Below are 12,800 nucleotides of genomic sequence, written 5' to 3'. Positions count from 1 at the left end.
TGGGAGGAGAAGCAACGTGCAACGTGAAGAAGTCTTGAGCTGCGCCCTTAATCTTTTAGAACAACGGGGCCTCGCAACCACCAGTCTGGACATGCTGGCAGAAAAATTATCCTTGCCCGTCAGCGATCTCCAACGCTTTTGGCCCGATCGTGAAGCGCTGTTGTATGATTGTCTGCGCTATCACGGCCAACAAATTGATACCTGGCGTCGGCAACTACAGTTGGACGAAAATCTCACGCCACAACAAAAACTGCTGGCGCGATATCAGACGTTAGAGGAACAGGTAAAACAGCAGCGTTATCCCGGCTGTCTGTTTATCGCCGCCTGTAGTTTCTTTCCCGAGGCCGACCACCCTATTCACCAGCTTGCAGAGCAGCAAAAACAGGCTTCGCTGGACTATTCTCTGGCGCTACTGCATGAGATTGAAGCGGATGATGCTGAAATGGTAGCACAGCAAATGGAGCTGATTTTGGAAGGTTGCCTAAGCAAATTATTGATTAAGCGTCAGCCTCAGGATGTGGCAGTAGCCAAGCGCCTGGCTGAAGATGTATTAGCCGTCGCCCAATGCCGAAAAAATGGTGCGCTTAGCTGAATGAATCTGTCATTTATTTGATGGGGAAATGGTAAACTTGGCAAGATTTGCCTGAAAAGACAGCGATCGGAATGGTTTTAGGTGTTTTTTGCCATAAACTCGTTGACGATCAGCGGCCAATACGGTTTAATGCGCTCCGTTGCCCGGATAGCTCAGTCGGTAGAGCAGGGGATTGAAAATCCCCGTGTCCTTGGTTCGATTCCGAGTCCGGGCACCACTTTCACTTCTCCCCACGTCTTCTGAATTCAAGTAAACTCCTTTATAATCACTATCATACTCAACATTAATCCATTTTAAGTTCCACTGAGGTCAACCTACATCAACACCAATCAAGTGATGTTTGGGGGCTTAACTGGGGGCTTATCTTGTTCAATGTGATTTAGGGGCCCCCAAATGCCACTCAATGCCAGACAAGTCGAGACTGCAAAGCCGAAAGAGAAAGATTACAAACTCACTGATGAGCGTGGCCTTTTTCTACTGGTCACCACCAACGGCCGTAAATATTGGCGCATGAAATACCGCGTATCAGGCAAAGAGAAAAAACTCTCTATTGGTGTCTACCCTGATATCTCATTAGCCGAGGCCAGGCTAAAGCGTGAAGAAGCACGAAAACTCCTCGCCGAGGGTCATGACCCCAGCGAGCAGAAACAGCGCGAGAAGCAAACCAAAAAATTCACAGTAGAAAATACCTTCCATACCCTCGCTACTGAATGGCATACCTACAAATGTACGTCATGGTCTGCAAGCTATGCAGAAAGCGTCCTGGAGGCCCTTGAGAAGGATATCTTCCCACATGTAGGGAAACGCCCTGTCACAGAGATCCTCCCGCTGGAGATGCTTCAGGTGCTACGCCTGATAGAAAAGCGCGGAGCTCTGGAGAAAATGCGTAAAGTGCGGCAATTCTGTAATCAGATTTTCCGTTACGCTATTGCCACTGGCCGGGCAACGGTGAACCCTGTGGCAGAATTGGCCGGAGCCTTGAGTCCCCCCAAAACAGAGCACTTCCCTCATCTAATCGCCAGAGAGCTTCCTGAGTTCCTTCAGAAGTTGGCTGAATATCACGGTAGTTCCCTCACCCGCCTCGCCACTCGACTGCTTTTATTGACCGGTGTTCGCACTGTCGAATTGCGTGCTGCAGAATGGCAAGAGTTTGATTTCGACAACGCTCTGTGGACAGTACCGGAAAGTCGCATGAAAATGCGGCGTAAACATGTCGTTCCCCTGACCCGGCAAGTCGTAGCCATCCTGCGAGAACTTCAGAACGTGACTGGAAGCTATCGGCTGGTTTTTCCAGGACGCAACGACGTCAATAAGCCCATGAGCGAAGCCAGCATCAATATGGTGCTAAAACGTATTGGTTATGATGGTAAAGCGACAGGACATGGTTTTCGTCACACCATGAGTACCATTTTGCATGAACAGAGCTATAACTCAGCCTGGATTGAACTCCAGCTCGCACATGCGGATAAAAACAGTATCCGGGGAACCTATAACCATGCTTTGTATCTGGAGCAACGGCGAGAAATGATGCAGTGGTATGCTGATTATATCGACTATCTGGAGCATGGGGGAGTTATGTCAAAACCATCCGCTGAGCAGTAACCTGTCTCACAAATCCAACAACGTCAGTAATGATACTGGTGTTGTTGGTTTCTGCTGCTTATTTTTTACCATAAACGTCGCTCAGTGAGTAAAACTCCATCAACCAAGCGTTACGTTTGATGGACTATGAGATCAACAAGGATGTGTACAGGTACGGTTTCAGAACCATGGCACACAGCGCGTTGATTGAGTCGGGATTGTGGTCTAGGGATGCAGTGGAGCGCCAAATGAGCCATCAGGAACGTAATGGTGTCCGTGCGGCATACATCCATAAGGCAGAACATTTGGATGAGCGCAGGCTAATGCTGCAATGGTGGGCGGATTTTCTGGATGCGAATCGGGAGAAGGGGGTTAGTCCGTTTGATTTTGGTAAATTGAAAGCGGTATGACGCAATAGTAAAAACAAGGCATTTACCTCTTATGCCTTGTTTTTTCAACGCGGGCTATTCCTCGTAATACAGTTAACTGCCAATTCATCTCCAGGAAGGAAGCACAAGTAGGTAAAGGTGTAGTAGCGTGACAAACCATTTATTCCTGGATGCTTAGTTTCCGTCAGATCAATTTACACCAAGCGCTTTATAGACTGCATCAACAGGATCAGAGTAAAAACTTACTTGAAACTTGGTAAATAGCTCGGTTGGTACTGTTGGAATATCCATAGCTGATGCCATTGGTAGCAACACTCGTTTGGCTCCGCTGTCGAATGCCACCTGCAGACATGCAGCTAGATCTTGTACTGGCTTAATCACCCCACCCAGAGTCATACTACCCAGGACAACCATCTGTTCCTGTACGGGCTTTGCCAGCAACATAGAGCAGAAGGCAATCAACGATGCAAGACTGGTTGTTGTACTTGGGCCTGTATTGTGTAGTTCTACCACATGAAGATGATATTCATGTTCAGAGAATTTCGCTGCAGCGCTAATTCGGCTCAAGTTTCCTTTAAAATAGTCGAAACCAACACGAACAGCTTCCTTCGCCGCAGTATTTGATCCCAAACCTGAAACAGCATGTTTGCCATTACCGGCCATCATCTGGGTTTCAAACCGGTAGAGGCCAGTCATTCCTGAATCTGCTTGGGTTACCAAATGCACTACTCCAGGTTTGGGCGTCCCCACAGGTATCAGTTCACTTCCACCTTGTTCTAGCACACTGACGAAAAACTCTTCCAGGCTTTCGTTATCGATATAACTAAAGTTCACATCAAAGAACTCAAGACCACCGAGTTTTTTCAGTTGTTCTTTCACGCGGCGACGTACTTCCATCGCATAGCTCAGGCAAGCACGTACATCTTCTTTATCGTAGGCCCCATCGGGATGCATTAGCTTTAACAGGCCAGATACAGTGCGGCGTACAGCAATCACATCACGCTGGTTGAGGTTGTCTCCCAGCTTGAAGAATTTATCAATCGCGTCTGAGAAGCTACGCTTACGCATTTCACGCATGTACTCGGCAAGATAATCAGTGATCAAACCGTAGCGGTTGGTGAAAAATTCCGGGCGCATTTTGGGAATTTCCCAGCCGGGAATATAGGCGTGGAAGCGATCAAAAAATGCAGTATCGATCATCGCATCCGGGAACGGCGCGAGCAAATGGCTAGTTTTCACAAGCGTATCCACGCTCTGATTGATGTTGCCGACAAATACCATGGAGGCTTTTCCTTCAATGGAGTCACGTCCGCGAGAGAATGAGCCTGACGCCATGTAATCCTTCATGATTTGCACGCCGTCTTTGTCTTTGAAAGTAATTCCCGCCACTTCATCAAATGCCACCACGTCCCACATGCCGACTAAACCAATCTGGCGGCTGGCCATGTTGTAGAACAGGTTAGCCACGGTGGTTTGCCCACCGGATACCAACAGCGAATTAGGTGAACACTCTTTATAAACATGACTTTTACCGGTACCTCGTGGCCCCAGCTCACAGACGTTATAATTGTTTTCCACGAATGGGATCATGCGAGCAATTAAGTGCCATTTGGTACGTTGCTCAATATTGGCTGGCTCCATTCCCACAGAACGCAGTAGCAAATCAATCCACTGGTCACGGCTAAACTGTTTACGAGCCTCAAACACCTCGTCCATATCCATATTCGGCATCTGGATAGGTTTCAGCGTCATCAACGAGAAAGGAGACGTTCTCTGTCCTTCCTCATAGAAATAGTTCACGGTGATCATGCACCAGATACCGCCCATCAGTAGCTTCTCGTTATCTTTAACCATCTGAGATGGCACCAAGGCATCCTTAATGCCCAAGTTAGATAGCTGAGCTTCGTAAACGTCTTTCTTTTGATTTAGCTTTACGGTGACTTTGTCGATGATTTTGTACGAACCACGTTCACGGATCAGAGATTTTATTTTTTCCGCTTCATCGGGACGAACGTAGTTATCAGATAGAATGCGTTTAACGGACTGTAAGCCCTGCTCAATTACTTCATCATCATCCGACGCACAATACATCCCGAGCAAATACTCCAGCACATAGACCGGAACATTCGCCCCTTCTTTAAGTTGTTTAGTCAGGTCTTTACGCACCACGCGACCACGAAAGTGCTGATTCAATAATGAATCCAGGTCCTGAGCCAATGCAGAGGCCATTTCCATGTTGTTAGCCGAGTTATCCTGCTGTTGCATAACGCCTCACTTAAAAGAAGTCATCCTGGAAGGCCAGATCGATCGTAATCGGGTAGCGGCCATACTCGGTTGCGCTGTCCGCATTCTCCAGAATGAGAACATACTTGTTTTTACGATTGAATGCCGTACCCATGAGTTTCATGGTCACATCGCGGGTGCGTTTACCCATATCGTCATTGTCGCTGTCGAAGCAGACCGTTTCGGTGCCTGATACAACCTGATTATTTTCATCAATAATATAGATATTCAAGTTACGCGGTTCGTTGTACTCATCCACCGCCGTAGTCTGGATGAAGCCGATTTTATCAATACTGTTAACCAGTTTTATTACGTGGTCCCGTGCAACAACTGACACTGGTTGGCGCTGTGGCTGTTTCTCTGCTGCTTTTTTCTCAAGCGCGCGAATCTTCAAGACGGGAACACACACTTCCTGCAACATGGCACCGCCATGAACGAAACGCGCTCCACCTACAAAGTGGAAACGCTGTACGCCTTTTGGCAACAGGAATTCACTTTCATCGCTTGCGCCTGCGGTATCTGCCAGTTTGCCGTGCCAGCAAAATTCACTTTCAGGCAGCTGATGCCCAATAATGAATCGCTTATTCGCTTCAATCGTATTTACTGCTTTACTCTCCAGCTTCGTTTTATCTTGCTCCACCAGCGCCTGTTGTTGGAACAGGAACCCATGATCGGCAGTGACAAAAATTCGGCTGGCATTAAATCGGTTACGTAAACGTGAGACCAGATCTTTTAGCTCAGTGATGGCACTTCGGCAGGCCTCAAATGTTTTATCTTCTGTTGCAGCCTTATCACCAATGGCATCAATAGTGTCGTGCCAGATGTACACCACGGAGGCGTTGCGGATTTGATCGTTCACTTCCTGGTTGTTGGCGTTCTGCAAGTCCTTCGCTTTAAGTGCAACACCATTTACCTTTGTCAGGATAGCGGCGCGTTTTTCAAACCCCGAGGTAGACATCCCATCGGCATACACTACGCCGGAATTGTCAGGCTGATAACTCAACGACTCATGAGGTAACAATGCCGCCATACCTAGCTGTGTGTAGCTTGGCAACACTCCCGTCTGAGAGCGCAGTTCGGCACTGAAGTGCTTCTCATGATTGATGTGTCGACCCAGTTCTTCTGCTACCTCGTAGCGCAACGCATCTGAAATCACGACAAAAACACGTTTCACCTGCGAAGTGTCAAATTGCCGTTTCACATTCTCTTTATAGAAATTACGCTGCAATGGCACGCCGCTAATTTGCCAGGTCTGCATGCAATTTTCTGCTTCCAGCAGTTTGTTCCAGCCACGGCTCAGCTCTGCCAGGTACCAGTTGCTGTACAGCTCTTCAATGAATTTATCAAGCTCATGGAGGATCATCGCTCCTTTGCTATGCACCGGTGCAGCATATTCATTGAACAGGCGGTAGGTCTGATCGAAGCGATAAATTTCGTCGCAGTAGGCTTTCCAGAACGCACCCGTATCGGGGAAATTAAACCCGTCGGTGTAACGGTTACGCAAATTCAGCAAACGCTCGGCCTGGCGGATAGCATTCCAGATTGATAGATACACTGGCTGTGTCTGGCTCCAGTATTTCGCGCTGCGCTCTGATACCAGTGCTTTAAACGCGTCCCTGTCCAGGGTCGTGCTTTCTTCCTGTAGTTGAGTTACCAGGCCACGGATAATCAATTGCTCGATAGCTTCGAAAGTGTCACATTTTGCCAGCGCATACGGCGAGCTGTAGTTGTAATGCTCTTTCGGCTGCAGTGTCTGCTGGAGATCGGCTGCACAATAATCATATTCCGCTTTATAGCGACGATCGTTTCGCCACGCCCCCATAAAGGCCAGGGCAGAAGCACGACCTGCGGCAGTAGTCAGCACATTTTTACTTAACCACTCACGATGAGCATCATCACCTTGTGCCCAAAGATCGGTACAGAACAGTTTCAGCAGTAGGTTTTCAAGCGTTGGTGCTTCTGCCTGGTAGCCCAGTTCAAGACTAAGGACTTCCCAGAGGAACTTATCCAGCCCCAGCTTTTTCAGCACGGCAAAAGTATTTTCCAGAGCACTATCGTCCTGCTGGCTTGTGGCAACGAACTGTTGGATCAGAGCAAACAGGATCTCTTTGGTTTCAAAGGTGCTGGCTCCGGCAACTACTGCCAGCATCTTCTTATCGAGGGATTTTTCTGTTTCGCGTTCGGTGACCCAGCCTTTAAGTAACTGGGTGCGTTTGACGGTAAAGAAGGCTTTGCGAAGCTGAATATGTTCACGCAACCCTAGCTGTGGGATGCCCAGTGAGTTCAGTGTGATCGCGGCATAGTCAGCATGGAATTCTGTGCTATAGAGGCGGATATCCAGTAGCCAGTCCTGTTCGCGGGCGGGGACTTCGCTGGTGAAATAAAGTAGAAATTTCTGTGCTGGCTCGTCGATTTCGATTCTTTTTTTTGTGGCGAGCACAGAAACGCCGCGCATATCCAGCAGCGTGACATTGTCGAGATCCAGCTCAATGAGCGAATCGATGAAGCGTAGTTCCGGGTCGTGCCAGAAGACGATGCGATTGTCGGTAAACTTCTGACGAAGCCCGGATTCCAGTTCTTTAAATTGCATTATTGATTCTCAAACCATTCGACCAGTTCACGGGCGCTAGGGCAAGAAGGGTGGCGAGCCGAACTCTGAATATCAAAACCGTGATGTGTAACCATCCTTTTAGCAAATGCGGCTTTAGAACTTCCTGGCCCTCGTTTTCTTAGTTGCCGTGAGACTTCTTTTAAGCGATCCCATGGCATTTCGGCTGTAGCTTCAGGCTGCTCTTCATTAAATTCGTCTACCTTAAGCCATTTTTTCATTGCCTCTGAATCGGCAAGAAACCAGGCCTCAACCGCTTTGACTGCGATAAACGAGACATCAACATCTTGATGAGCAATTCGTGCCTGCACATCAGCAATCGAAGCGGCATCTTCCAGATCGGTGAGAATACAGAACCGTTCTGCGCCGATATTTCTGAGCCTTTCAACGAAGTTCTCAACATACTTCGGCAACAGGTTACCACCGCCTTTGGCATCAATGACGGGGGTCACCAGTTCAAAATTATTAGCACGTAAAAATGAAATGAATGCTGGCGAATTGACGATAATTGACTCGGTATCGCCTTCTACAATGAATCCTATTTTTACCATGGCAGACCACCATCGAACATGTTCATCAGCCACGCGGTATCCAATGGGATTTTCTTCTTATCAATGCCAGCTTCCAAAGCATGTTTCAGTTTGGTTTTCCCTTCTTGCTTACTCACAAACCACAATTCATCCGGTTCCAGGTTGCGAACAACAGATTCACTATGGGTGGTAATAATAATCGGATGATCCATAGTGGCGTTATCACGCATCAATTGCACAAGTTCCCCGATGGCTTTTGGGTGAATGCCTCGTTCGGGTTCTTCGATGATGGTCATCCCCGTGTGCTGAGCTCGACTCAGTATGGCCGTCATGATGCACAAGGTATAAATAGTGCCATCGGAGATCAAATGTGCTGGAAAACGCGCTTTAGTTCCGTGTTCTTTGAAAGTCAGTACTGTTGAACCATCCAATTTTTGTTTTTCGGTCGATACATTTTCCATACCTGGAACAATGAGTTCCATCCACTCCAGTATTTGCTCTTTAAAGTCGCTATTCGATTCGAGAGCAGAGAGCACAGAGGCAATGTTACGGCCATGACTGTCCAGAAATGTCGCGTCGGTTTTGGCGCTATCGGGCTCTTTAGCTCGTAGCGGATCGATGCGAAAAACAACAATATTGGTTAAAAAAGCATACAATTCACTTTTGCCCAGCAACATTAGCGCTGTCATATCCGACGAATAATTAGGGATATAAGTAGCTGGTGTTTCCTCATCATCGCTTAGGCGAATCATAAGAGTATCTGGGTGCTTACGATCAATATGAATATCTCCATCAATGACCAACTTTTCAGTGATTGATGGTTTTTTATCCATGCTTTTGATCGTCAAGTCATAGGTAAATTGCTTTCCCTCCAGCTCAATCTCAAGGTGCAGCGAAGCGGTAGTCCGGTTTTCCTTACGTAGTTTGTAGCAATGAATCTGCTGAAAACCACCAAAATCGCGGATTGCCTGAGTGGCACCCGTTTTCACTACTGCACCAAAAAAAGCTAATGCATCGGTAATGTTACTTTTTCCCGCGCCGTTGGCCCCGGCAAAAGTAATGAAAGGTGGGCTTTCCGCAAGGGAAAGCTCCGCAATGCTCTTGTAACCTTTAATAATCAGGGGATGTTGATCCATTATGCCTCCTGTGGAGCGCAGCCAGTGATCGCTTTGACATCTGCCAGCAGATCGCCAAATTTGCCGTAGTTAACCTTAACGCCGTCATCCAGATCAATAGTGATACGCATATCAGCATAGTGGCGCAAGCGGTCGTCGAAGTTACGCAGCTCGTTGAATTTTTTGCTTAGACCATCAAGTTCTTTTTTCAGACGCGTAGTGATGGCTCCCGATTCGGCGCTTTTAAGCTGATCGTTAACCAGATCGATATTGCCCTGATAACGCGCCAGTAGCGGAACCACGTATTCAGTACGCATACGTGACAGCGTGGCATCATTATAACGGTGCAGATAGACCAGACATTCGAAGGCTTTCTCTTTACCGGAGCTGAATAACCAGTAGATTGGGCGATTTTTGTACATTTTCTTATGATCTTTCCAGAACTGCGTGGAAAGATAGCGGCGAATGGTATCGATTGAAGATTCGCCTTTTTTCGGCTTAATAGCGTACAAACAGAGGCTGTCGGCGATAAAGTCGAGGTTTTCCTGCAGATGTTCTTCACCCCAGACTGTGCGGACAAATTCTTTAACGCGAGCGGTGACATCGTCGTCGAACCAGTCGGAATCCATTAGCGGCAAAATGCCATCCTGGTCGGCAGGGAAGGTTTTGTATGCGCCTTCGGCGACTAGCTCAGCAAAACCTTTGTTGCCTTCGTGGGCGTAGATCAGACCTTCACGATCGAGGGAGTAGCGGCCCATCATGCAGCCCAAAATATAATTCAGTAATTCAAATATAATTGTTGTTTTATTTTTATTGATTCTGTCCAATTCACTATCATTTGAATATGAGTAAAATGGGTTACAAGTCAACGATATATCGGATTTTGTTTTTTTATGATATATAATATTTTCTAAGTCAAGATGCTTGATGAAAAGCTCATCATTCTGCTGATGAAGTTCTAAGATGTTATCAACAGTTAAATCTACATATGATAAATATTTATCATATGCCTCACTTAGTGAATTGCATTTGAATTTAAGCAATTTATCTTCTTTAAAATCCCAAGACATCTCATATGAGTCCCAGTCCTCCTTAAATGCAGATACTAATTTTAGTGCAATGTATTCAGACTCATTAATGAGCGGGGCTGGTAAGTTGGCTACATTCCCAGGCTGTAAATTTAATGTCGGATTGATTATGTTGTTGAAAACAGAACACACTCCTGAACAAAGAAATGCCAACAACTTAAAGGTTTGCTTTTCATCTTTTATCGCACACAGACCTGAGGCATCATCAAACAAAAAGCCTTGAGGGGCATACCGAAAGTGAGGTGTGCTAGATGTTATCTTTGAAAAAACAATTGCCGGCTTGAAAATATATTCAAGATTGTGATTTGTTGAACCAACTTTATATCCATTTCCTTGCATATTGAAAAGTTCACGGCCATCATTTTCCCAATTCACAACCCATTCATGGTTTCCGAACCATAACCGATACTCACCTCCTTTTTGATAAGGAAACCATTTTTTTTCTGAATGAATAGCCTCTTCTCGGTTTTTAATATTAATACCCAATTTCCCAAAACATACTTCAACCCAAGAGCGAATAAATCGCGGATTATCAGCTGTTACCATTCCTTTACGAGGTTCTGCAATCGAATTTAGCTTTGGTGAGTTCTCAAATGCATGCAATAAGTTTTCTTTTATCCAATAAGCAATCGATGCTCCTGGGATTTTTTTGAAATTGTTTTGAACGATGCTATCAAAGCGATGTTTACGCTCAAGTAACATAGCTTGCTTATTCTCTTCATTACCATCTATCAAGCGGAAAAATACAGGCTGATAATATGCTACATGGTTGTTATTAATCACCCATGCAGTAGTCTGAACTACCTCTCCCGAGATCTGCCCAAATGCACGCGGACCAAGATGTGCCATGGTGACAAACGTTTTATTATCCAGTAACCAGCTGCGTAGTGCTTCATAGCTAGACAGGAACATCCACGATTGCATATTCACCTGCGCATTGAAACCATTCTCCTTAAGCAGAGAAAACGCATGTTGCATAAACATCGCAAACAAATCCGACTTACTGTCGGGGAATTGTTTTTTAGCGAACTCTTTCAATTCACCATTCATTCCTTTTCCACCCATATACGGCGGGTTCGCAACAACTGCATCATATTTCTGCGCCAGAATCCACGCCTGCTGGATATAGGGGATTAGCTCCATCGCAGCCTCTTTTTGCTGAATATCCCCCTCAACAGCCAGACGATACAACCCGTCCAGGAACGCTTTTAACGCAGCTTCATCTTCCTGCGGCACCTGAATCAACGACCCCAGCGTTTTTGCACTGGTAAACAACGCCAACGTACGCATCAGCAGCTTATATTCCGCGCTGTCGGTATTGGCCAGTGCTGGCCCTTCAGGGAACATCTGGCCCGTGGTGCCGCGCTGTACTTGCTGATGGAAATTCAGCTTGGCCCACAGTTCAACGATATCCAGCTTACTTTCCTGCAGGGAAACAATATTCAGGCGAACGCCACGGTTTGGGCTCAGAATACGGCGGTCATCCTGACGCGCCAGCATCAGCATCGCAAAGCCGGAGAGTTGTGCGGCGCGGTCATCGATATCTAAGCCAAAGATATTGTTTTTAAGAATTAGCTGCGGAATATCGCGGGTACGGTAACCGCGCTCTTCGTAAATAGCTTTTAGCACGTTATAGGCTTCGGTCAGGATATGCCCGGAGCCACAGGCTGGGTCCAGCACCTTGATGCTTTCTGGTTCAATGCTGGATGGAGTGATTGCCGCCAACTGTGCCTGAACTTCTGGTGCCTGTTCTGCTGGCTCAATGTAGTACGGCATTTTGCCTTTCAGGCTGGAGTCCGGATAGGTTTGCAGCCACTGGCGGCCCACCGAGTTCTGCACCAGATACTGCACAATCCAGTTCGGGGTAAACAGCTGGGTGGCGGCGGGAATATCTTCGCTCTTCACTACCTTGCCGATCACGTCGTCTTTCTTCTCTGAGATGTAGAACTGATACAGCCAGCCGATCACTTCGACTTGAGCCCAGTCTTCTTCAGGAATGGTGTCTACAAGCCCACGCAAAATGGAGTCGGTTCGGGTCAGGTTATCCGGCAGCACTAGTTCGATATCATCGTTGACGGCTTCGAACAGGAAAGGCATAGCGCCCTGAAGGGTATGGCATTGCGCAAGCAGCAATTCACGATACAGCTCTTCGTCACGATCGCCAGCAAGCTTCATTTCCACCAGGCGCGATTTGTCCAGCCCCAGAGCATCCGCCACTTCCGGCACATGATCCAGCACCTCAAAACCGCCTTCCAGTGTCGGATTTTTATGAGACAGCATACGGAAGCCGTGATCCAAATAACCATGCAACTCCATATAACGGATGGCGCAGAAGCGGTTAAACCAGGTGTAAGCGATGTGCTCTACCAGAACTTCGTAGCCCTGATTTTCTGCACGTTTAACCAGACGTTCACGACGCGCAGTTAGTGATTTTTCCAGCGTGAACTGACCGTATCGCACGCTGTCGCCAAGATCTGTCGCCTGCGAAATTTGCAGATTGCCTTTTTTATCTGCTTCAATGCCCAGAGTAGTCAATTTTTGCATAACCGCATCGCGGAATTGTTTACGTGCCACTGGGGCGTATTTTTTGATGTTTGACGTATTCATGTGAAGT

7 protein-coding genes, 1 tRNA gene and 1 pseudogene are annotated in these 12,800 nt (G+C 47.0%); 4 read left to right on the top strand and 5 right to left on the bottom strand.

Annotation, left to right across the window (positions count from 1 at the left end; translation table 11 throughout):
• Positions 1 to 16: 16 nt before the first annotated feature.
• The 4 genes and pseudogenes from dicD to DJ39_RS04595 all read left to right on the top strand — a co-directional run.
• Positions 17 to 592: a division control transcriptional repressor DicD gene (gene dicD / locus DJ39_RS04610; RefSeq protein WP_004722419.1), complete on the top strand. Its 576-nt coding sequence runs from the start codon at positions 17 to 19 to the stop codon at positions 590 to 592.
• Positions 593 to 733: 141 nt separating this feature from the next.
• A tRNA-Phe gene (locus DJ39_RS04605) sits at positions 734 to 809 on the top strand.
• Positions 810 to 985: 176 nt separating this feature from the next.
• The gene (locus DJ39_RS04600) at positions 986 to 2,194 is read left to right on the top strand and encodes a tyrosine-type recombinase/integrase (protein ID WP_004722535.1); all 1,209 of its coding nucleotides are present in this window, start codon (positions 986 to 988) and stop codon (positions 2,192 to 2,194) included.
• Positions 2,195 to 2,286: 92 nt separating this feature from the next.
• Positions 2,287 to 2,583, top strand: a pseudogene (locus DJ39_RS04595) (tyrosine-type recombinase/integrase); the annotation flags it as partial.
• Positions 2,584 to 2,751: 168 nt separating this feature from the next.
• On the opposite strand, the gene brxL reads toward DJ39_RS04595, so the two are convergent.
• The 5 genes from brxL to pglX are packed head-to-tail and all read right to left on the bottom strand — an operon-like array spanning position 2,752 to position 12,793.
• Positions 2,752 to 4,827, bottom strand: coding sequence for a protease Lon-related BREX system protein BrxL (gene brxL, locus DJ39_RS04590; protein WP_004722531.1), 2,076 nt, complete (start codon positions 4,825 to 4,827; stop codon positions 2,752 to 2,754).
• Positions 4,828 to 4,837: 10 nt separating this feature from the next.
• The gene (gene pglZ, locus DJ39_RS04585) at positions 4,838 to 7,435 is read right to left on the bottom strand and encodes a BREX-1 system phosphatase PglZ type A (protein ID WP_004722530.1); all 2,598 of its coding nucleotides are present in this window, start codon (positions 7,433 to 7,435) and stop codon (positions 4,838 to 4,840) included.
• Complete coding sequence (locus DJ39_RS04580; protein WP_038251186.1) at positions 7,435 to 8,004, bottom strand: hypothetical protein; 570 nt, start codon at positions 8,002 to 8,004, stop codon at positions 7,435 to 7,437. Before DJ39_RS04580 ends, pglZ begins: the two co-directional genes overlap by 1 nt.
• Positions 7,998 to 9,119 (bottom strand): AAA family ATPase, encoded by a 1,122-nt coding sequence (locus DJ39_RS04575; protein ID WP_038251185.1) that lies wholly within the window; start codon positions 9,117 to 9,119, stop codon positions 7,998 to 8,000. Before DJ39_RS04575 ends, DJ39_RS04580 begins: the two co-directional genes overlap by 7 nt.
• Positions 9,119 to 12,793 (bottom strand): BREX-1 system adenine-specific DNA-methyltransferase PglX, encoded by a 3,675-nt coding sequence (pglX, locus tag DJ39_RS04570; protein WP_004722528.1) that lies wholly within the window; start codon positions 12,791 to 12,793, stop codon positions 9,119 to 9,121. The genes DJ39_RS04575 and pglX overlap by 1 nt, the downstream gene beginning before the upstream one ends.
• Positions 12,794 to 12,800: the final 7 nt, after the last annotated feature.

The sequence above is a fragment of the Yersinia ruckeri ATCC 29473 genome (genome assembly GCF_000754815.1).
Classification (GTDB): domain Bacteria; phylum Pseudomonadota; class Gammaproteobacteria; order Enterobacterales; family Enterobacteriaceae; genus Yersinia; species Yersinia ruckeri.
The sequence above is the reverse complement of the archived record's forward strand: the minus strand, read 5'-3'. Positions and strand labels throughout refer to the sequence as shown.